Source organism: Marinobacter sp. (assembly GCF_041690455.1).
In the GTDB taxonomy this organism is placed as follows: Bacteria; Pseudomonadota; Gammaproteobacteria; order Pseudomonadales; family Oleiphilaceae; genus Marinobacter.
The window spans coordinates 38380-60385 of record NZ_JAWLHI010000014.1 but is presented as its reverse complement, the minus strand read 5'-3'; the positions used below and the strand labels follow the sequence as shown (position 1 = coordinate 60385).

At 62.0% G+C, this 22006-nt stretch carries 17 protein-coding genes; 6 read left to right on the top strand and 11 right to left on the bottom strand.

Annotated elements, in window-relative coordinates:
- Window positions 1-4 precede the first annotated feature (4 nt).
- The 3 genes from ACESMW_RS05265 to ACESMW_RS05255 form a co-directional block, all read right to left on the bottom strand.
- Window positions 5-697 carry an ankyrin repeat domain-containing protein gene (locus ACESMW_RS05265; RefSeq protein WP_372986006.1) on the bottom strand — a complete coding sequence of 231 codons (693 nt, stop codon included), beginning with the start codon at window positions 695-697 and terminating at the stop codon, window positions 5-7.
- Between the two features lie 68 nt (window positions 698-765).
- Window positions 766-2922, bottom strand: coding sequence for a tRNA(Met) cytidine acetyltransferase TmcA (locus ACESMW_RS05260; RefSeq protein WP_372986005.1), 2157 nt, complete (start codon window positions 2920-2922; stop codon window positions 766-768).
- Entirely contained in the window at window positions 2922-3299 is a 378-nt protein-coding gene (locus ACESMW_RS05255; protein WP_372986004.1) for a DUF2237 family protein, read from the bottom strand. Before ACESMW_RS05255 ends, ACESMW_RS05260 begins: the two co-directional genes overlap by 1 nt.
- A gap of 190 nt (window positions 3300-3489) precedes the next feature.
- On the opposite strand from ACESMW_RS05255, the gene ACESMW_RS05250 reads away from it, so the two are divergent.
- From ACESMW_RS05250 to ACESMW_RS05240, 3 genes are all read left to right on the top strand, one after another.
- Window positions 3490-5808, top strand: coding sequence for an ATP-dependent helicase (locus tag ACESMW_RS05250; protein WP_372986016.1), 2319 nt, complete (start codon window positions 3490-3492; stop codon window positions 5806-5808).
- A gap of 159 nt (window positions 5809-5967) precedes the next feature.
- A complete protein-coding gene (locus ACESMW_RS05245) occupies window positions 5968-7164 on the top strand; it encodes an OmpA family protein (RefSeq protein WP_372986003.1) in 1197 nt (398 codons plus the stop codon).
- 80 nt (window positions 7165-7244) lie between these two features.
- Window positions 7245-7724: a DUF4124 domain-containing protein gene (locus ACESMW_RS05240; protein WP_372986002.1), complete on the top strand. Its 480-nt coding sequence runs from the start codon at window positions 7245-7247 to the stop codon at window positions 7722-7724.
- On the opposite strand, the gene ACESMW_RS05235 is transcribed toward ACESMW_RS05240, so the two are convergent.
- Window positions 7681-8955, bottom strand: a complete 1275-nt coding sequence (locus ACESMW_RS05235) for a methyltransferase (RefSeq protein ID WP_372986001.1) — start codon at window positions 8953-8955, stop codon at window positions 7681-7683. The two genes, ACESMW_RS05240 and ACESMW_RS05235, sit on opposite strands and share 44 nt — an antisense overlap.
- Here ACESMW_RS05235 and ACESMW_RS05230 point away from each other — a divergent pair.
- The gene (locus ACESMW_RS05230; RefSeq protein ID WP_372986000.1) at window positions 8954-9649 is read left to right on the top strand and encodes a tRNA/rRNA methyltransferase; all 696 of its coding nucleotides are present in this window, start codon (window positions 8954-8956) and stop codon (window positions 9647-9649) included. The two genes, ACESMW_RS05235 and ACESMW_RS05230, sit on opposite strands and share 2 nt — an antisense overlap.
- 2 nt (window positions 9650-9651) lie before the next feature.
- Here ACESMW_RS05230 and ACESMW_RS05225 read toward each other — a convergent pair whose 3' ends face one another.
- The gene (locus ACESMW_RS05225) at window positions 9652-10923 is read right to left on the bottom strand and encodes a D-amino acid dehydrogenase (RefSeq protein ID WP_372985999.1); all 1272 of its coding nucleotides are present in this window, start codon (window positions 10921-10923) and stop codon (window positions 9652-9654) included.
- 23 nt (window positions 10924-10946) lie between these two features.
- Window positions 10947-11792 carry a polyphosphate kinase gene (locus ACESMW_RS05220; protein ID WP_372985998.1) on the bottom strand — a complete coding sequence of 282 codons (846 nt, stop codon included), beginning with the start codon at window positions 11790-11792 and terminating at the stop codon, window positions 10947-10949.
- A 108-nt stretch (window positions 11793-11900) separates the two neighbouring features.
- Between ACESMW_RS05220 and ACESMW_RS05215 the strand changes: the two genes are divergently transcribed.
- Window positions 11901-12710: a TatD family hydrolase gene (locus ACESMW_RS05215; protein WP_372985997.1), complete on the top strand. Its 810-nt coding sequence runs from the start codon at window positions 11901-11903 to the stop codon at window positions 12708-12710.
- A complete protein-coding gene (locus ACESMW_RS05210) occupies window positions 12707-14320 on the top strand; it encodes a Na/Pi cotransporter family protein (protein ID WP_372985996.1) in 1614 nt (537 codons plus the stop codon). Before ACESMW_RS05215 ends, ACESMW_RS05210 begins: the two co-directional genes overlap by 4 nt.
- On the opposite strand, the gene ACESMW_RS05205 is transcribed toward ACESMW_RS05210, so the two are convergent.
- The 5 genes from ACESMW_RS05205 to acnA form a co-directional block, all read right to left on the bottom strand.
- Window positions 14290-16569: a diguanylate cyclase domain-containing protein gene (locus ACESMW_RS05205; protein WP_372985995.1), complete on the bottom strand. Its 2280-nt coding sequence runs from the start codon at window positions 16567-16569 to the stop codon at window positions 14290-14292. The genes ACESMW_RS05210 and ACESMW_RS05205 overlap by 31 nt on opposite strands.
- Window positions 16566-17525: an ABC transporter substrate-binding protein gene (locus ACESMW_RS05200; RefSeq protein WP_372985994.1), complete on the bottom strand. Its 960-nt coding sequence runs from the start codon at window positions 17523-17525 to the stop codon at window positions 16566-16568. The genes ACESMW_RS05205 and ACESMW_RS05200 overlap by 4 nt, the downstream gene beginning before the upstream one ends.
- Window positions 17526-17633: 108 nt before the next feature.
- Entirely contained in the window at window positions 17634-18542 is a 909-nt protein-coding gene (locus ACESMW_RS05195; protein WP_372985993.1) for a lysine exporter LysO family protein, read from the bottom strand.
- Between the two features lie 69 nt (window positions 18543-18611).
- On the bottom strand, window positions 18612-18929 hold the full coding sequence (locus ACESMW_RS05190) for a DUF2288 domain-containing protein (protein WP_372985992.1): 318 nt from the start codon (window positions 18927-18929) through the stop codon (window positions 18612-18614).
- A 178-nt stretch (window positions 18930-19107) separates the two neighbouring features.
- Window positions 19108-21870, bottom strand: a complete 2763-nt coding sequence (acnA, locus tag ACESMW_RS05185; RefSeq protein ID WP_372985991.1) for an aconitate hydratase AcnA — start codon at window positions 21868-21870, stop codon at window positions 19108-19110.
- Window positions 21871-22006 lie beyond the last annotated feature (136 nt).

The window sequence follows — 22006 nt, the reverse complement described above, 5'->3', positions numbered from 1 at the left end:
GGGATTACAAGCGGGCCCCGGCCTGGACCAGCAACATCTCCAGATCCTGGCTGTTGATGGCCCGGGCCCGGCTCAGGGCGGTGCTGCCGTCGTGGGCCCGGTAGTTGACGTCGGCCCCGGCCGCCAGCAGCATCTCTGCAGTCAGCAGATCCCCGCTGCCGACAATTTTCATCAGCAACGACTCGCCGCCCTGACTGACATTGACGTTCGCCCCGGCGGCCAGCAACACCTTGACCACGGACAGGTTGCCCTGCTCAGCCGCCCGGATCACCGGCGTATACCCTTGTTCATCCACCGCATTGACGCTAGCGCCGGCCGAGAGCAGCAACCGGACCAGTCGCCGGCTGCCATCACCAGAGGCGACCATCAGGGGCGTCGCCTCACCCGGCGCGGCAAGATTCGGATCAGCCCCTTCGCTGAGCAGATACCAGGCCACCCTGTCCCGTCCGGCACTTACCGCTACCATCAGTGGGGATCCCCGTTCGGTCAGGGTGTTCAGTGAGTGACCGGCCTCCGCCAGGTTTTCGACTTCCTCAAGATTGCCGGCTGCCGCTGCCCGGATCAGCGGCGTAGCGGTCTCGGTGGCCGTTTCCCGGGCCAGGTTGCTGGCCTCATCCCGGACTGCGCATCCGGACAGCAGGGTTGAAGCAAGAAACGACAGGAACAGTGCGTGGAGGGTGCCGGATCCCTTGGCCATATCAACAATCTCTGTTTTGAACGTTGGCCTATTCTGGGCAGCACCCGACAGGAATTAAATCGAGCGGTTCACATCTCCGGCCCGTTTTGCAGCAGTTCGCGCACCACTGCCCGCAAACGGTCCTCGCCATCCCTCTGGCCAAGACACAAGCCGGCCGCCTGCAACTCGGCCCAGGAACGACCCTGCAACACTGCCCCGACCCACAGGGCCAGCTCCGGCCGGGTCCTCAGCCAGTTCATGACACCCGGTACCTGACCAAGCTCCCCCAGCACCGGCAGGCAAAGGTCAAAGCCCCGGTGGCCGTGGGCAAAGTTGTCGAGATCACGCCGGTCATCGAAATTGAGTACGTGGGTTGCAGGCAGGTCGTCGCTGATGGCCGCCAGGAGTTCCGCGGGCATCGCGGACCAGTGGCGGGGAAGCAGTGTCAACCAGTGCCGTGCCAACCGCCCCCGCAGTCGATCGACCAGCTCGACACCTGGAGGACTCGATCCGGTCAGCATCTGCAGTGGGTACTCACCACTGGTATTTTCCCGGTGAAACCCGACGCGAACCACGTTCATCCCGCAGGACTGCCAGAAAGCCAGCAATTCCGGGCTGCCGCCAAAGCTGGTACCCAGGCTATCCAGCTGCTGCTCGGCCACCCACTCCCGCGCCGCTGCCACCAGGCGCTTACCAACCCCACTGCGGCGGGCCGGACTGGCCACGGCAACCCGTACTACCCGGAGGGTCTTCTGGGTTGCGGCTTCCGGAAATCCACTGTGGGAAGCGAGAGACTGGGCCAGCAGATGGCCCCGGATACGGCGCCGCCCCCGCGTAACCTTCTGCGCCAGGTCCTCGCCCAGTCCGCCCTCAACGGCGCCCCAGAGCACCCCGACGATGCGGCCTTCGTGCCAGGCGCACCAGCTGACCGAAGACGGATCATCCAGCCACTGGCGAAGATCGGCCGGGGTGGTCCGGTAGTGGGCATCAACCAGCAGGCCAAAGGCCTCGGCGAGCTCGGGCTCCGGCGCGTCGGCGGGGCACCACCGTTCAATCCGGATGGCTTTGGTCGGAACCCGGGCATCGTCCCGGACCATGCCGGAAGCGGATAGCAGGAACAGATTGCAGGCCAGCGCCTCCAATGGATCCCCCGCGGCCCAGCGCACCGGCTCGGTCAGGGTAGCGGATTGCCAATGCCGGGTTTTGCGATCCAGCACGGAGCGGAACCGGATGGCAAAGCCGCGGCCTGCGCCTTCATAGCCGTGGACGGTGGAGCAGAAAGCCACCCTGGGCCAGCCCAGCAGGATGGTCTCAAGTATCTGGGGTGGGATCGCTGCCGCTTCGTCGACCAGGACCACTTCGGCCGCCGGTTTCCGGGTCAGCAGTTCCGGCACCGGCAGGAAACGGAGTTCGGCCCCGGTTCGGGTGACAAGTCCGTTGCCATCGTCAGTTGTCAGGTCATTCCCGAGGGTTTGCCGGGCGTGGTGAAACAGGGTATCAACGCTCTCGCGAATGGGCGCTGTCACCACAATACGTTCGCGGCCCTGCTGTAACAGCCTGGCAGCGGCGATCCCGAGGGCGGCAGATTTACCGCGCCCCCGGTCGGCGGTGACCACCAGCGGGCGCCGGCGTCGGCCCTGGCCGAAATGCACCAATTGCTCGATCAGGCGTTGCTGGTCGTCGGTGGTTGCCACGTTGAAAGGTGTGGCCGGCGCCTGCAATCGCGGCATCCGGGTACCCCCGGGATCGCGGGCATCAACCCGAATCACACCGGGATCGTTGCCGAGAATGGTCGCCATGCGGCTCGCAAATGGGTGATGCTCGGCGCTTTCGAGGCCGGTACGACGGTAGTCGGGATCCGCAAACCGGGCCCAGTCCGCCAGGGGTGGCATCAACCAGAACAGCAGGCCTCCGGCCCTGAGGGTGCCGGCAATCGCTGCCAGGCCATCGGGCGGGTTACCCTGCCAGCCGTCCCAGACCACCACCGCCAGTTCCCGGCCCAGCCAGTCTCTGGCTTTGGCCGGCGGGACCGGGGTAAGGCCTGCCGATGGATTGTCATCAGCGGGGCCGGTCCAGATGCCCGGCGACTGGTACAGTTCCGGCAGGAGTTCTTGAAGCCAGGCCAGCGCACGGTCCCGGTCACCCTCGACGAGGACCAGGCGCCGTTGTCCCAGGGCGCCGAGGTGTTCAACCAGTTGCCCCCAGGCTTCAGGGCCTGTGGGGCTGTCACCGGCGGACAGAGACATCAGCTGAGGTCTGCGGCGTGGGCTTTGAGGTCGTTCAGGTCGCATTTTTCGAGGGCGGCCTGATGCGTGGCCCGGAGCCGGACCCTGGGGGCACACCCGGCTTCGAAGGCTTCCTGCCAGCGGGCGGCGCAGAGGCACCAGTTGTCGCCGGCTTTGAGGCCGGGGAAGCCGAATTCCGGTCTGGGGGTGCTGAGGTCGTTGCCGCGGCTTTTTGAGAATTCGAGGAAGTCGTCGGTGACGACGGCGCAGACGGCGTGTAGGCCGAGGTCATCGGGGCCTACGTTGCAGCAGCCGTCGCGGTAGAAGCCGGTTTCGGGGTCGGTGCCGCAGATTTCCAGTTTTTCGCCTAGAACATTTACTGATTCTGACATTTCCATTTGGTGGACCTTCCAGTTTTGGGGGCAGTAAGTTGGTGAGGGCTCTTCCAAAACCCGCTCCTGGCGGCACGTCCCTGTGACGCTTGAGCTCCGCCATCCTTGGCTCCGCACAGTTTTGGAAGAGCCCTCACCAACTCACTGTCATACCTGGGAGTTATAGTCTCTGGTGCATGGCGGTTTGCTTTCAATTATGCGGGACCGGTATCCGCACTACCAGTTGGCCAGTACAATACCGGCCATGCCGACCAACCCCCAAACTCCTGACACATCCAACCTGCCGGGTTTTCTGACCGATGAGCAGCGGGCAATTATTACTGCCGGCTACGAGCATTCGGTGATTACTGCCGTGGCGGGTAGTGGCAAGACGTCGACGCTGGCCTGGCGGATCCGGTATTTGCTGGAACAGGGGCACGATCCGGACCGGATGCTGGTGTTGATGTTCAACCGCAGTGCCCGGGTAGATTTCGGGCGTAAGCTGCAGGAGGTGTGTCACCAGTCCAGGCTGGCGTTGCCGGAGATCCGGACGTATCACGCCATGGGGCTGCGGCTCTATAAGCGGTTTGTGCGGGAGGGTTATCTGCCGGGGTTTTCGGACAAGATCCTGACCGAGCAGGAGATCAGTTTTCAGGCCTGGCAGCTGACGCGGCGGTTGGCGCCGGAGGATCTGGCGGATGAGATCCGGCGCAACAAGAAGGATTTTGTGGAGACGGCTACCGGCTTTATCGATCTGGTGAAGACGACGCTGTCGCCGGCTGAGATTGTGTTCGAGGAGTTGGGATATTCGGACAAGCACCGGTACCTGATCGATCTGTTCCACAGCTTCGAGCAGTGGCGCAAGTCCCAGAGCCGGATAAGTTACGCCGATATGCTGTATGAGCCGGTGATGGCGATTCATCAGAATCCGCCGCTGCAGCGGCTGGTGGGCAACAAGATGGATCTGATTCTGGTGGATGAGTACCAGGATACCAATGAGATCCAGCACCTGTTGCTGCGCTATGTGGCCGGTGACCGGGCGCGGGTGACGGTGGTGGGGGATCCGGACCAGACGATTTATGAATTCCGGGGCGCGAAGCCGGAGTTTATTCTCAAGCGGTTCAGTGATGAGTTCGAGAGTCCGCTGGAGCAGACGCTGAGCTATACCTTCCGCTACGGCCACCGGGTGGCGCTGCTGGCCAATCATCTGATCTGTCACAACACCGGTCGCAAGGATGTGCTTTGCCACTCCCATCCGTCGACGCCGGACACCGCCATCCATCTGCACCGGGTGGAAAGCGATAGCGATCAGGTCCTGCAGATTCTGAAGAACCAATCCCACGAGTCCCTGTCGGCGACGGCGATTCTGTTCCGGGTCTGGAGTCAGAGTGTGCCGATCGAGCTGAAACTGCTGGCCCGGCAGATTCCCTACCGGATTGATGCCGGCAAGGGGGCGCTGTTCAGCCGCGAGGTTCAGGCGATTACTGCACTGCTGATGGTGGTGACCGGGAAGCTGACGCACTTGCCGGATTCGGACCGGCTGGAACTCGCCCGGTTATTGCTTCGGTTTCCCCATGTCGGGCTGAAGGAGCCGGACCTGGAGAATCTGGCGCAGTTCCTGGCCGGTTTCGGCGAGGCCTGGCATGAACGAATTCTGGCCATGGATTTTGATGCCCTGGCGCCCATGCCTGCCCGCAAGTTGCGCAAACTGGGCGAGGTGCTGGGCCAGCTGTCCGGGTTCAAGGGGCCGGTGGCGGGGCTGATCAGTGTCTATGCCGAGCACACCGACCTGTACGAGGGCATCCGCAGCCTGGCCCTGACCCATGAGAGCGCCGAAGAGCGGATCGATACCGTGCAGGGGTTCCGGCAGTACCTGAGGGGCCTGGATGTGGATGCCGAAGGTGCGTTGACGCATTTGAAAACCCTGAAGCAGCAGGCCGGTGAGAACAGGGAAGGGGGCGTGCTGCTGTCCACCATTCACCGGACCAAGGGGCTGGAATGGCCGGTGGTGATCATTCCCGGTCTGCAGGAGAAATACCTGCCCTACTCTCCCCGGTCGCACGATGATGCCCGGGCGTTCCTGGAGAGTGAGCGCCGGCTGTTGTATGTGGCCATGACCCGGACGCGGGAAACCCTGCATCTGATCAGCCGGCCCCTCAGCACCCGGCCCCATCTGGATGGTGACCAGGGCCCCAGCCGGTTTGTGGAGGAGTGCTGTTTCGAACTGTCGGAAGAGCTGGGACAACACCTGGATGCGGATAGCCGGCCCGCCTCACCCATCAGGCTGGATGCACCGCTCACCCCGGTCAGCCAGCGCTATGCCCAGCGGGAGGGGGTGTCCCTGGAAGGCACCGCCCCGGCCACCAACGATCGCCAGGCGCCGGTCTGGCACAGCCAGCGGGTGAGCCACGCCATTTTCGGGGCCGGTCGCATCGTCGGTGAAGACGAAAGCTCGTTCGAAGTCCGCTTCGATAACGGCGACACCCTGAACTTCAGCAAGAAAAGCGCCCACCTGTACTTCACCACATTGGCCTGATCCACCGTCCTGCCCGCACCGTAACTCCGTACAATTGCAGAGGTAACAAAATGTTTCATTTTTTTGTCTTTTTTGTCTTACTGGCCTAGTTTTCATGTAACACCCTAATTTTCTGCAAGAAAGCAGTAGCAAGAACGACAACCGAACAGGAGGTTCAGCATGAACATCATGCGTCCAATAGCCGTGGCAGCCCTTTCCGCTGTAATGGCCTCACCCGCGCTGGCCGAGGAACGCCAGGAAACCATCTATCTCAACCCGTTTGCCGGCTTCCAGTATTTCGATGACAAGCGGGACCTGAGCGAAACCGGTACCTTTGGCGTGGGTGTTGAGTACCGCTTCGCACCCCACTGGGCTGTTGAGGCCGTGTACTCCCGTGCCGATGCCGATCGCAAGGGAGCTCCGGGATCTTCCGATTTCGATGAAATCCGACTGGACGGCACGTACTATTTCGCAGGTCAGGATCAGGCCTGGAACCCGTATGTGTCCCTCGGCGCAGGTCATGCTGATTTTGGGGAGGATGCAGCAGCTCCCCGCACCTCTGGCAGCAACCACGACGAATCCCGGGTGAATGTCGGGGCCGGTGTCCGCTACAACGTCAGCGATAACATTTCCCTGCGCGGCGACCTGCGCGAGTTCCACGGTATCGACGAGAGCACTTTCGATACCATGGTTTCCCTGGGTATCAGCTTCGCTTTCAACCGGACCGTGGGTGAAGCCGCTCCGGCGGACAGCGACAACGACGGCGTGCCTGATACCAGTGACCAGTGCCCGAATACCACGGCGGGCGCGGTTGTGGACAGCACCGGCTGTGAGCCGGATGCGGACAGGGACGGCGTTGCCGATGCCCGCGATGCCTGCCCGAACACGCCTCAAGGCGCTGAGGTTGACGCCCGTGGCTGTGAGCTGGACAGCGACAACGATGGCGTCGTGAACAGCAAGGACCAGTGCCCGAATACCGCCGCTGGCGCGGAAGTGGATGCCACCGGCTGTGTGGGCGTGGTCGAGACCATCGAAACTTTCGAGATCGAAGTGCGGTTCCCCACCAACAGCTCGGTGATTGGCAACTCCTACGATGCTGAAATCAGCCGTGTGGCCGATTTCCTGAACGAGAATCCGGAAACCATCGTGGAGATCGCCGGTCACACCGACAGCATGGGTGAAGCCGACTACAACCAGCTCCTGTCACAACGCCGCGCCGAGGCTGTGGCTGAGCGCCTTACAGGCCCGCTGGGCGTGGATCCGGAACGTGTAAACGCCATGGGCTATGGCGAGGAAGCGCCCATTGCCTCCAACGATACCGCGGAAGGCCGTGCAGCCAACCGTCGCGTTGAGGCTCGTATCCAGATTCGCCGCTAACGCGAAGCCGGAACGAACGAAAGGCGCCTGCGGGCGCCTTTCTTTTTGGTATCAACAAAATCATCAATGGCGATAACAACATGAAGGGCGTTCTGGCACTGACAATCCTGTTGATGGCCTTTTCCGGCACAGCCCTGGCCGAGGTCTACCGCTGCGAGAGCAACGGCTCGGTGACCTTCTCGGATCAGCCCTGCGGCAGTGATGCCCGGGCCATCGAGATCCAGGACAACCGGATCGGCGGCAGCTTCAACCAGAACCTGCCCAAACCGGCCAGCAGGGATTCCGGGCGCGAGGACAGGAAAACCGAACAACCCGAGGAGGCCTCCACCTGCCGCTTCATCAACTCCACGGATCTGCGACGGTACATGGTGCGGGAGCAGGTGGTCCGGGGCATGACCCGGGATCACGTCAGGCGGGCCTTTGGCAATCCTCCGGAAGTTCACACCAGCCCGCGGGACGTCTGGATCTACCAGACCCGTTACTATGGCGCACTGTATGAATTGACCTACGTGTACTTCAGGGACGGTTGCGTGGAGCGGGTGGAGTATCGCAAGCCCTGACCGCGTCCAGCAGCAGGTTGCGCGGGGTCAGGGAGCGGTCACAGAAGGTACCCAGCCGCACCCGGTAGCCCTGCTCTTCCAGGGCTGTTGCGTAGTCCAGTACCAGCCAGAGTTCCAGCGGCCGGCGAAACAGGTGGCGCAACAGTTCATGGCGGCGGACCTGTCGGAACCGTTGCTGTCCCACCTCCAGCCATTGATCCCAGTCCACCCGCTCCGGCAGGTCCAGCTGTTTTTTTCGTGCCGCCCATCGACAGAAGGCTTCAAACCCCTCATTCACCAACCGGGTCGGATGGGAGGGCACCGGAAGGTATTCTCCACAGTCGCGCAGGTACCGTTGCAGGGCATCAAACCCCAGTCGCCACTGGCTGACCAGCGCCGTTTGCGCCCGCACACGGGCCGGCGCGGTAACGGTCTCCTGGACCGCCAGCCGCAGATCATTCCGGGTCAGCCTGAGCGTCCGCGGGTGTTCCTTCGCCTGCCCGGAAAGGAGCTGATAATCGGAGTGAGCGGTCAGGTGGTAGCAACAGGGCGACAGACTCAGGCGCGGCGCACCGGCGGCGCTGCCCCGACGGATCAACTGGCGATGCAGGTCACCACAGGCATGCAGGGCCACGCCATGGCTGCCGGCCGGCCAGGACAGGTCTTGCGCCATCACGTCCTGGCAATGCAGGGTCACGTCATCGGCAAACTGGCGGGCCAGCCGGTTGCCGTCATCCACCAACGCCGGGTCCCATTCAAATCCCTGCACCGGTTCCGGGCATTGCCGGGCCAGGGTTCGTGACAGGTGGCCCTTGCCGCAGCACCAGTCCAGCACCGGTCGGTTCATGGGGATCACCGAAGCCGCGAAAGCCCCGGCCTGGAGCCGCTTGCGACCGGGCATGTCGGTGGCAGCCACCTCCGGCAGGGTTGTCCCGTCCACGGTATCCGGGGAGGGAGAGAGAACCGGTACCGCTATTCTCTGCTCATAATCGGCCAGGCCCGGAAGCCAGCCACTGATCCGCCTGGCAAACTCGCTCAGGTGCTGTTCGTAGTAATCGCAATCCTCATCACTGAGGCCCTCAAGCCAGGCCGACAGCTCCGGACGCGCCTGTGCCCAGGCCGGGGTCGGCTCCATAAACGGTGCCGGCCGCCAGAATTCTGCGTGGCCGGCAAGCCAGTGGTTCAGCGCCTGCCATCGGCTATAAAAAGATGTCGTCGGCTCGTGTAAACTCGCGGCCGGAGGAAACGTCATGCAACTGGCCTTTGTACTTGTCGAACCCAAGGTTCCTGAAAACGTCGGAGCGGCTGCCCGTGCCCTGTGTACCATGGGGTTCGGCGAGCTGTGGTTGGTGAATTCCGACCTGCACACCCGCCCGGAAGCCCATTGGCTGGCCCACGGCAGCGATCATATTCTCGATAACGCGCGCATTTTCCCTGATCTGGCGGCGGTGCGAAACTCCGTAGACCTGCTGATGGGCACCTCCGCCAAGCCCCGCCACAACCGCCAGGATTGGCACACACCGGGCCGCTTGCGCACGGTGCTCGCCGACAAGGGCGAATCCGTCGCCACCGCCGCCCTGGTGTTCGGGCGCGAGGACCGGGGCCTGGGCAACGAGGAACTGGCCCTGTGCGACCTGCTCACCGGCATTCCGATGAAGGTCGCCTACCCCTCCCTGAATCTGGCCCAGTCGGTCATGCTCTATGCTTGGGAGATGTCCGGGCTGTCTGTCAGCAGCGAGGCAGAAGGCGACAAGCCCGCACCCGCCGATGCCGGCCTGGGCGCGCTTCGGGAACGCCTCGAGCACCTGTTGCCCAGTGTCGACACGCCCCCGGAAGGCAAGCTGTCGCAGTGGGTGTTCGAACGCCTGCCACTGCTGTCGGAGCGGGATATCGGGTTCGTCCACACCCTGTGCGGGAACATCGAACGGACCCTCAGGAAGAAATAACCTTACTCCTGAAAGCGTCCGGGCCGGAAGGCATCCAGGTTTACCGGTGAAGTTTCACCGTCAATGACCCGGGCAATGACATCAGCGCTGCCGGCGGACAGGGTCCAGCCGAAGGTGCCGTGGCCGGTATTCAGGTACAGGTTCTCTCTCGGGCCCCGGCCGATGATGGCCGGTCCATCCGGCGTCATGGGCCGGAAACCGGTCCAGGTCTCTGCCGCGTCCAGATCGGCACAACCGGGATAGCGGGACTCCACCGACTTGCGAATGGTGGCAATGCGCGCTTCCGGAATGTCCCGGTTGAAGTCCGCCAGCTCCACGAAACCGGTTGCCCGCAACCGGTTGCCCAACCGGGTGGACACAACCTTGTAGTTGTCATCGTGGATGGTGCTGACTGGCGCGTGCTCCGGATTTTTCAGGGGCACGGTAATGCTGTAGCCCTTGATCGGGTAGATGGGCAAGTCCAGCCCGAGGGGGCGCATAAGTGCTGGTGACCAGCAACCGGCACTGATCACAAAGGCGTCCGCTTTGAGGATCTCCCGCTCGCCCTCGGCGTTGCGCAGGGCGACTGCATCCACCCGGTGTTCATCGGCGATCAGGTTATCCACTTCAACGTTATAGCGGAATTTCACACCCTTTTCCTCGCAAGCACTCGCCAGGGTCCGGGCAAACAGGTGGCAGTCACCGGTACCGTCGGTATCGTAGCTCAGCGCCCCGTACAGCGGGCCACCGCCAACCATGCCGGGCTCCGTTTCACGGACCTGTTCCGGCGTGAGCAGTCGCGACGGAATTCCGAGTTCACTCAGCAGGTCATACACGGCACGGTAGCCCTCCAGGGCTTCCGGCGTGCTGGCCAGATGGAGCAACCCCTTGTGGTCACCGTCGAAATCGAGGTCCAGCTCTTCCTCCAGCTTCAGGAAACGCTCACGGCTGTGGATGCCCAAACGCAGCATGGCGCGCCGGTTCAGGCCGTACAGGCCCGGCGACCAGGCATAGCGGAGGGTGGCAAACATGAACTTCACCGCTTCCACCGACGGTGGCATCCGCAGTTTCAGAGGGCCGTCCTGTTTGAACAGCCATGGCAATGCTTTGAACACCATTGAGGGATCCGCCCAGGGGTAGACCACTCCGTAGGAACGCTGGGCAGCATTGCCCTTGCTGGTCTCGTTACCGGCAACGTCATGGCGCTCGATGACAGTCACCTGATGCCCCCGACGGTTCAGTTCCCAGGCCGTGGTCACCCCGACTACACCACCACCGACTACTACAATGTGCATGTACGCCTCCGTGTCCGTTATTCTCAGCTGACCCCGTTCCGGGCCAATAGTTGCCGGTATTCCTCGAGCACCGATTCATCTTCCGCCGGATAGTCCGGGGCCAGTTGCTTGAGCTGTTCGGCCAGCATCGCGGCCACAATCGCCCGGGCCTGGGGTTTCCTGTCCCCGGGAACCACAAACCAGGGCGCTTCCCGGGTATGGGTTGCCGCCACCGCCTGCTCGGCAAAGGCCCCATAATCCGCGCGTCTGGCCCAGCCATCAATATCGGATTTATCGAATTTCCAACGCTTGCGGGGCTTGTCCAGGCGTTTGAGCAGGCGCCGGCGATGCTCGTCTTCGGACAGGTTCTGCCACACTTTCAGGATCGTCGTGCCCTCCTGTACCAGGTGGCGCTCGAAATTACGGATCGACTGGTAACGGTTGTCCCAGTTGTAGCTTTCCGGGGCATGAACCGGCCAGACCCGCTCGGCAATGACCGCTTCGTGATGACTCCGGTTGAAGGCTACCATTTCGCCCAGGCCCGGCAGGTAGGGCGTGACCCGCCAGAGAAAATCATGGCGGACTTCCGCCCCTTGCGGCCGGCTGAACGACCAGGCGTGGAAACCTGCCGGGTCGGCGTAGGTGGCCAGGGTTCGGATCAGGCTGTCCTTGCCGCTGGTGTCGGGCCCGTGAACCACCACCAGAAGTGCCCGCTTGCGATTGGCCCAGAGCCTGCGCTGATATTCGCCAATCTCTTCCAGGCTGGCTTCCAGGGCGGGAATCTCCTCGTCATCTTCCAGCAGCGTGGGATAGTCCCGGAACCGGGGCTTGCCGGGATCAAAACACCAGGCGCTGGCGAACGGCGATACCTCCATAACATCCTTTCCCATAGTCATAGTCCGAAACAGGTTAACAATCGCACAAACTGGTAAACTTTCGGGATCAAGTTCCCAGAATAGCAGCCTGACCAAAGGTTGCGATGGAGTTCAGTCAAAGCAATGAGCAAGAAACGTCGCGAGATTCCGGTTTTTGATCGCCCGATCATCGAAACCCACTGTCACCTGGATTACCTCAAGGACCGCCCCCTGGAGGAAACCCTGGAGCAGAGCCAGCGGGTGAACATTGAACGAGTGATCACCATCGCGGTGTCACCGGAGAACCTGGCCAAAGTCCGGGAACTGAGCCAGATCGCACCCTGGGTCTACGGCACCCAGGGCATCCACCCGCACGAGGCGGAAACCTACACCGATGCGGTCGAGGAAGAGATCCGTGCCCACGCCGGTGACGACAAGATCGTGGCGGTGGGTGAGATCGGTCTGGATTATTTCTACGACAACGCCGACCGCCAGATACAGCGGGACGTCTTCCGCCGTCAGCTGCAGATTGCCTGCGACACCAACCGACCGGTGGTGATCCACAGCCGTGAAGCGGACGAGGACACCATCACCATCCTCAAGGAGTTCGAGGCGACCCTGAAACGCCGTGGTGTCATTCACAGCTTCACCTCCGGCCCGGGGCTGGCCCGCTATGCCCTGGACCAGGGCTGGTGCCTGGGTTTCAACGGCATCACCACTTTCAACAAGGCGGAGAACGTGCGGGACATTGTGCGCATGGCCCCCATCGAGCAGATCCTGCTGGAAACCGACGCCCCGTTCCTGACTCCGGTGCCCTACCGGGGCCGGGAAAATGCGCCATTCTACCTACCCTTCGTGGCCGAGAAGATCGCTGAGGTCAAGGACTTGCCGCTGGACCAGGTTCTGGCGCAAACCTATGCCAACAGCCTCAGGACCTTCTTCCCCGAACGATGACCGCGACCATCTTCCAGATCCTGGGCGGGCTGGCGCTGTTCCTGCTGGCCATGGAGATGATGACCGATGGCCTGAAGAATGCCGCCGGTCGCCATCTCCGCCATTTGCTGGGAAGCTGGACCCGGACGCCCCTCCGGGGCCTCGCGGCGGGTTTCCTGATCACCGGTGTGGTGCAGTCCTCCGGCGCGGTCACTGTGGCCACCATCGGCTTCGTGAATGCCGGTCTTCTCGGGCTTTCCCAGTCCCTGGGGGTCATATTCGGCTCCAACATCGGAACCACTATGACCGCCTGGCTGGTGAGCCTGGTGGGCTTCGGCTTCAATATCGAGGCCTTTGCACTGCCCCTGCTGGCCCTCGGCATGGGGCTCAAGCTGGCCACCAACAACACCCGTAGCGAGGCACTGGGGCAGGCCCTGGCCGGCTTCGCCCTGTTCTTCCTGGGCCTGTCGATCCTGAAAACGTCGCTGGAATCCCTGACCGCGGGAATCGACAGCCAGACCCTGGTGGAGATGGGTTACGGGTTGCCGATGTTCATCCTGATCGGTTTTCTGGCCACCGTACTGACCCAGTCCTCCAGTGCGGCCCTGGCCATTGTCCTCACCGCGGCCGCCGGCGGGCTGATTCCATTGAACAGCGCCGCAGCCGCGGTAATTGGCGCCAATCTGGGCTCCACCTCCACCGCCGCCCTGTCCGCGCTCAAGGCCACCGCCAATGCCCGGCGGCTGGCTATCGGTCACATCCTGTTCAATGCCGCGACCGGCGCCATCGCCCTGCTCATTCTGCCGGTGATGCTCTGGGTCGTGGCGCTGATGGCCCGGTGGCTTGAACTGGACGCCAACGTCGCGGTGTCACTGGCTCTGTTCCACACCCTGTTCAACGTGCTCGGGGCACTGGTGATGCTGCCGTTCACGCCCCACTTCGCACGCTTTCTGGGCCGGCTGTTCCGAAGCAAGGAAGAGGACAACGCCGAGCCCCGGCACCTGGACAACACCCTGGTGGCCACGCCGGAACTGGCGGTCGCCGCGGTGGATGAGGAGATGAAACGCCTGATCGGCCTGATCCGGGGGCTGCTCAGGGTCTGCCTGGACCGGGAAGACCTGAAGCCGGCACAGATCCAGCCCAAGGCGGACGCCTGCCGGAGCCTGAACTCGGCCATCGTGGATTACGTCTCGAGAGTCCGGGCCGAAAAGATGCATCCCTCGACCGTGGATGCCCTGACCCTGAGCATCCGCACCTGCCGTTACCTGATGGAGGCTACAGACCTGGCGGCGGAGCTGCTCAAACTCAAGGTGGCCAAGGACCAGCCACGCATGGCCCGACTGTCCGAATCCCTGGAACGCTACACCGACACCCTGAGAGCCCTGGTCGCCGCAGATGAGCCTCTGCCAGCCACCGTGGATGAGGCTGAAAAGATCTACCATCAGCTCAAATCGGAGCTGCTAGCCATGATTGTCCGTCGCGACATCGCCACCACCGATGGCGAGCAAACCCTGGACACCCTCAGCTCGGTCCGGCGCCTGGTTGACCAGTGGCACAAGGCGCTCGCCTGGCAGCCGGTCTCCCGGCTCCTGAACGGGGATCAGGAAGCGGCGCTGTCAAATCCGCAGTAGCGGTTGCGTCCCTTCTGCTTGGCCTGATACATGGCCTGGTCAGCTTGACGCAGTAACTGGTCGCCATCGAGCTCCTCGGCCCGGGGATACAGGGTATAACCAATGCTGGCGGAAACCTGTACCAGGTGGCCCGCCACCGGGACCGGCTCCGAAACAGCGTGCAGCAGCCGCGCGAGCAGATTCTCCAGCACAGCCGGTTCGGTAATATTGACGATCAGTGCCGCAAATTCATCGCCCCCGAGGCGGGCCAGGGTGTCTTCCTCCCTCAATTCTGCCCGCATACGTTTGGCCACTTCCACCAGCAGCTCATCACCCGCCTTGTGACCATAGGCATCGTTAACAGGCTTGAACTGGTCCAGATCGATGTAGACCACGGCCAACAGATCATCGTGGCGCCGGGCCTGGGCCATGACCTGCTGCATCCGGTCGGTGAACAGAACGCGATTCGGCAGGTGCGTCAGCGCATCGTAATGCGCCATGGTGCGCAGCTCCTTCTCCTGGGCCTTGAGCCGGGTGATGTCCGAGAAGATGCCCATGAAATGGCTGATAGCACCACGTTCATCCCGGACCCCACTCACCGTCAGCGCCAAGCTGAAATGCTCACCACTCTGACGCTTGCTGGTAAACTCACCGGACCAGAAACCGTGGGACCGGGCGCTGGCGAACACGCCAATGCCCTCCTCCAGGGGCAAGGGTGGCAGCCGACCAATGGCGTCAGCGCGGGCCCGGCCGGTGATCTCCACGTAGGCATCATTGACGTCGATGATGAGGCCATGGAGATCGGTAATGAAAATGGCCTCGCGGGCATGGTCAAACACGCTGGCCGCCATGCGTTGGCGTTGCTCCGCCTCCTTTCGACGGGTGACGTCGTACCAGGAACACAGTACATGGGGCTGTGACTCATCCTGTTCATGCACCGGCGCCAGGGTCATGTCGACCCAGACCTCCGAACCGTCAGAACGCCGGAATACCCACTCGACCTGGACAACCTCACCTAGGGCCACCTGCTGCAACAGCCTTTGCATTTTTTGCCGCGAAACGTCGCCATCTGGCTGTTCATGGGGCGAAAAGGCAGCAATATCCTTACCCAGTAACGACTGAGGCATGACAAACCTCAGAAGTTCCAGGGCGGAACGATTGGTATCCACGAATTCGCCACCACGAAGCATCAGCATGGGTTGGGGCCAACTGAGGATCAAACGCCGGAGGCGGCGTTGCTCAGCCGCCAGTTCCCGTTTCTTGCGGCGCAACCACAACATGGCACCGGTAAGTAGCAGGACGAGGCTACCGACCGCAATCAGCCAGCCCCAATACTGTCCGATCAGTTCGCCCCAGGTCAGTTGCGGCAACTCATCGTAGGGCTCGACACGAAGTTCCCGGGCCAGGTATTCAACCGACTGGTAATCCGCGGGCGGGGCAAAGCCGGCGATACCGGCACTCAGTGCCGCCGGATAGTTCTCCTCGATGGCGAACAGGGCCGACGCGACCCGACGCACAACATCACTGTTTACATGGGGCAAGGCTGCAATGGGCCATTCCGGATACAGCCGCGTGGACACCACGTAGGGGAAGCCGGCAAGGTTCTGGCGATTGAGAATCCGTATCCGGTCTGCGAGGCCAGGATCATCCGCGACCAGCTCCTCCAGGATTCCTGTCCGTACAAATCCGATCTCGGCGTCGCCAGTCAACACCGAACGCAACACCCGGTCATGGCTCCGCACCAGTTTGACCCGGTTATCCCTGAGGACATCCACACCGGCCTCTTTCAGCTCCAGGACCTGGCTCTGGAAACCACCCAGGAAATGACGTCCCGGCGTGGCAACGGTCTTGCCCTGAACATCCGCCAGGCTGGTAATGTCCTCCCGTGCGGCTGTGGTGAAGATCACCCCCCCGAGACTGGCTGAGGCAACCCCGTCGTGCTTGCGCACCAGGGTGGCGAGCACGCCGGTCAGACTGCGCTCACTCCGGATCACCAGGAACTGGCTCGGATTGGTCAGGAAAAAATCCAGCTGGTTGGAGGCCAGCGCCGTGCGCATCTGCTCCTGGTCCAGCACCTGCAGCTTTACCGGGATGCCGATCCGGCCTGTCAGGTAGTCCGCCAGGGGCTGATATCGCTCCTGCATGATGAAATCGGGACGATAGGCATAGATGCCGAATCGCACGTCCGGGATGCCTTGGGCCAGGGTCGTCCCGGCGAGAGGCAGAATCAGGACAGCAAACGCCAGATACCCGAGAATCCAGCGCTTCATGCAACGCTCCTGGGCAGGAAGTCGTTGTCACTGAAGCGGTCCACCCCAAGTGGTCGATGAACCAGACCCTCCCGGGCCAGCATTCGGGAAAGACTACGGGCAACCTGCTCGACACGGCCGTCCTTCGCCAGGTACCTCCGGTTGGACGCCAGATCCGGGAACATGACCGAGGCCAGCGCCAATCTCACGTCCATCGGGGAGATCCCCTGACGGGTTGCAACCCGATAGACCGAATCATGCTGGTTTCGAACCAGGTGGCGGAGACCGGAAAAGTGGGCCTCCAGCAGGGCCCGAACAGCATCCGGCACCATGGCCGCGAATTTACGGGTCACCACGAGAACATCGAAAATAGTTTCGGGCAATTGACTGCTGTCGAACAGGCGCACACCGCCCAGACCAAGGAGAATCGAGGCAGTCGGCTCGTAGCAGGCGATGGCATCCACCTCCCCCCGCTTCCATAGACCGACATACTTGTCGACCGGCACATCAACGACAGTCACTTCGTCCCACTCAATGCCAGCCTGGTCAAGGACATTCAGTAGCAGGGTCCCGGATACTCCGGCCAGTTCCACAGCGATCCGCTTTCCGCGCAACTGATCAAGATTCCTGATCCCCCGTTTTGCCACCAGCACGTCCGCCCCGACGGACACATCGGTTACCCCGACCACCAACAGCTCCGGACTTTCAACATGCACCCGTATCGCTTCATCCAGGGTCAGCCCGGCACCGTCGAGCTTCCCTGATTTGAGCAGTTCCATGGAATCCAGGGCCGAAGCCCCCTTTACCAACTCCACCGAAGCCGGCAGCCAGCCGAACTCCTCGGCAAGGTAAAGTGATTCGTAACCAATCCAGGGATGGATTCCGAACCGGAGCGGACGGGGCATACCACAACCACGGAGCCCCAGGGCGGCAAAACCGGCTACCAGAGAAGCTCCAAGGAAATGGCGGCGGTGCATCAGAAACTCCGGCCCATAGCGTTACGTTTTCTTCATATTCTTGTAGGTTATTATCTTACTGCGTGCCATTACAACGGTAAAACCCCGATTGACCGCCGGTAAAAGGCCCTAGCCCAGGGAAAGGAACACGCCCATCAGAACGGGCGAGAAGAATGAGAGCAGGAATCCCGAAGCGATGGCCACCGGTACACATACCAGACCACCGCTACTGCGAATCACCGGCAGGGTAAAATCCATCGCCGTTGCGCCACCATAACCGATTGCCAAGGCGGGCCTCGCGGCAATCAGCAGCGGGATGATCGCCAGCGCGATGATCTCCCGGAGCACGTCGTTGAGGAAAGCAACCCCACCCCAGGCAGGACCGAGGGCATCACCGATGACAATGCCCGACAGGGAATACCAGCCAAACCCCGATGCCAGGGCCAGCACATCGTGCCAGGGCAGCCCGAGGACGGGGATCAGCGACACGCCAGCGACCAGCGAGCTGGCCATCACCGAGAGAGCCATGCCCAGACCCTGCCGGTTCATCAGGAGCTTGTGCAGGGACAGCCCGGCATTGCGTAGTTGCAGGCCGATCAGGAACAGCAGGAGCATCAGTGCCCAGGTGGCCACCTGGTCGGTCATGGGCAGAGCGGGCAGCAGGAAATAACCGGCAACCAGGCCGGCGATCACCGCCACCAGTGGCTTCAATCCAGCCAGGAACAGGCGCCGGTATCCGGGGCGACCGTCGTTGTCATCTGTCTCGACTGTCATCGGCTGCCAGCGGTGAAACAGCCACAGACCGGCCATGTTGGCCACGAACAATACGGCCACCAGAGCGGTGACCTGTGCCGCCATGTTGCCCAACTGGGACGCCAAGCCCTCCATCTGGCCCAGCCCGAGACCCAGTAATGCCAGGATGAAATAAACCAGCGTCTCGACGGTGTAATGGATAACCGTCATCACCCGGCGATTGGTCAGGGGAATGGCAAAACCGAGAAACAGCGGTGCCAGTATCAGCAGGGCTCCGGTGAGCATGGTGTCCTCAGGCTGGAGTAACGGGGTAGCGCCCCGGGCGGGGCGCCGGAATGTCTGACAGGATCAGGCTCAGTGCAGCACGTGGCCTGACCGGTCCTGAACCAGTACCCAGGGCGCCACGACCACCGCCCAGAGTTCGGCATTGCGATCGTACCAGGTCCGGGCAAGGTCGGGTGCCACCTCGCCTACCTGGTCTTTCTGCATCCACTGCTCGAACTGTGCCTTGTTATCGGCGGTGAGCTCGGCGGCAACCTCCAGCAAATCCAGCTCCGGTGCCACACGCACGACCTGACCCCGGGCGAAGTAGGTCTGGAGTTCGTGCCAGTTGATGCGGGAAGTTTCGAGGTTGAGTTTGGCCTTGATGTCGTCTCGGGAGGATTCAGCCATGGGACCTTGTCTTCGTTCAACGGGTTGTGGGAAGGGCGCCAGCTTACCTGAAATCGAAGGGTAAAACACGGGGTGAAGTTGGGGTCAGATCGGCTGATCTGACCCCGGGGGATTCACTCGGACTCGGAAATAAACTCGGGGTCAGATGAAAGCTTTCATCTGACCCCACTTTCACGCTTCAGGCGTTCTTCAGCATTTCCCGCACCACGTAGTGCAGGATGCCGCCATGCTTGAAGTACACCGCCTCATTCGCGGTATCAATCCGCGACTTGAGTTCACAGCTGTTGGTGGAGCCGTCCTTGTACTTCACGGTCATCTTCAGGGTCTGGCCGGGTTTGATGTCACCGGACAGGCCTTCGATGCTGATGGTTTCCTCACCGGTCAGTTTCAGGCTCTTGCGGTCCACACCCTCCTGGAACTGCAGGGGCATCACACCCATGCCGATCAGGTTTGAGCGGTGGATCCGCTCGTAGGATTCCGCCACCACGGCCTTGACGCCGAGCAGGCGGGTACCTTTCGCCGCCCAGTCACGGCTGGAGCCGGTGCCGTATTCCTTGCCGGCAATAACCACCAGCGGGGTGCCGCTTTCCTGGTACTTCATGGCGGCATCGTAGATGGCCATCTGCTCTCCGGTGGGCACGAATTTGGTGAATCCGCCTTCCACGCCATCGAGCATCTCGTTCCTGATGCGCACGTTGGCGAAGGTGCCGCGCATCATCACCTCATGGTTACCCCGGCGCGAACCGTAGGAGTTGAAGTCTTTCGGCTCCACACCATGCTCCTGCAGGTATTTCCCGGCAGGGGTATCCGGCTTGAAGGAACCGGCCGGCGAGATATGGTCGGTGGTCACCGAGTCACCCAGCAGGGCCAGGATATTGGCATCCCTGATGTCCTCGATGGGATCCGGCTCCTCGCCCATACCCTCGAAGAACGGTGGATGCTGGATATAGGTGGACTTGTCGGACCACTCATAGACCTTGCTCTCGGGTACCTTGATAGACTTCCAGGTTTCGTCGCCCTCGAACACCTCGCCGTATTCCTTGCGGAACATCTCAGTTTTGACCTGCTCCACCGCCTCGGCGATTTCCTTCTGGCTCGGCCACAGGTCTTTCAGGTAGACGGGATTGCCGTCCTTGTCGGCACCCAGCGGATCCTTGGTCAGGTCGACACGGACGTTGCCGGCAAGGGCATAGGCCACCACCAGCGGTGGTGAGGCCAGCCAGTTGGTCTTCACCAGCGGATGCACCCGACCTTCAAAGTTACGGTTACCGGAGAGTACCGAGGCCACAGTCATGTCGCCATCGCTAATAGCCTTCTCCACGGCATCCGACAGCGGCCCGGAGTTACCGATACAGGTAGTGCAGCCGTACCCCACCAGGTTGAAGCCTAGCGTGTCCAGATCGTCCTGCAGCCCGGCGACTTTCAGGTAGTCGGTAACCACCTTGGAGCCCGGTGCCAGCGAGGTCTTCACCCAGGGCTTGGTGCTCAGGCCTTTCTCCACCGCCTTCTTGGCGATCAGGCCGGCAGCCATCATCACGCTCGGGTTGGAGGTGTTGGTACAGGAGGTAATCGCCGCAATGACCACGGCACCAGGGTCCAGCCTGGCCTGCCGGCCGCCGATCTCGATCGGCTGACTGGCAGGATGTTCGAAATAGGCTTCATCAACACCTACAGCCGTACCGCCGCCTTCGGATTCCATCCTGGCTTCCCGGGGCTTGGCCGGGCCTTCTGAGGTTTCCATGACGAGATCAAAGGTGGCCTTCATGTTCTTCAAGGCTACGCGATCCTGAGGGCGTTTCGGGCCCGCCAGGCTGGCTTCCACATCACCGATGTCCAGCTCGAGCATATCGGTGTAGGCCGGCTCGTGGCCTGGCTCACGCCATAGGCCTTGCGCTTTCGCGTAGGCTTCCACCAGTTCCAGCTGGCCCTCCTCGCGGCCAGTCAGGCGCATGTAGTCGATGGTCTGCTCGTCGACCGGGAAAAAGCCACAGGTGGCGCCGTATTCCGGCGCCATGTTGGCAATGGTGGCACGGTCTGCTACCGGCATATCTTTCAAACCATCGCCGTAGAATTCCACGAACTTGCCTACCACACCTTTCTTGCGCAGCATTTCCACTACGGTCAGCACCAGGTCGGTGGCGGTGATACCTTCCCGCAACTTGCCGGTGATCTTGAAGCCGATCACCTCGGGAATCAGCATGGACACCGGCTGACCGAGCATGGCGGCTTCAGCTTCGATACCGCCAACACCCCAGCCCAGGATACCCAGGCCGTTGATCATGGTGGTGTGGGAATCCGTACCCACCAGGGTGTCCGGATAGGCAATGGTCTTGCCGTCCACGTCCTTGTGCCAGACCGTCTTGCCCAGATATTCCAGGTTCACCTGGTGACAGATACCGGTACCCGGCGGCACCACACGGAAATTGTCGAAGGCCTGCTGGCCCCAGCGCAGGAACTCGTACCGTTCCTTGTTACGCTCCATCTCGATGGCAACGTTATCCTTGAAGGCAGCGGGGGTGCCATATTCGTCCACCATCACCGAGTGGTCGATTACCAAGTCAACCGGCGACAGGGGATTGATCATTGCGGGATCCTTGCCGGCATTCTTGACGGCCTCACGCATCGCCGCCAGATCCACCACCCCGGGCACGCCGGTGAAGTCCTGCATCAGGACCCGGGCCGGACGGAACTGGATCTCGGTGTCGGAAGTCCGGTGCTTGAGCCACTGCACCATGGCATCGATGTGGGACCGGTCGACCGTGGCGCCGTCCTCGTTACGCAGCAGGTTCTCCAACAATACCTTGAGCGAGAACGGCAGGTGGTTGAGATCGCCCAGGGTTTTGGCTGCCTCGGGCAGGCTGTAGTAATGGAAGGTCTTGCCACCCGCATCCAGGGCGGAAAGGGTATTCAGGCTGTCTTTACCCAGACTTTCATTCGACATGTGGTGCCTCCTTTTCGTCGTTATCCGAACATTCCGGAAGGCTTCTCGGGAGCCTTTTCATCATACTGCTTGCAGGAACGCGCTCCGCGATAGACCAAACAGGGTGATGAAAAGGCACAGCATTGTGAAGTCACCA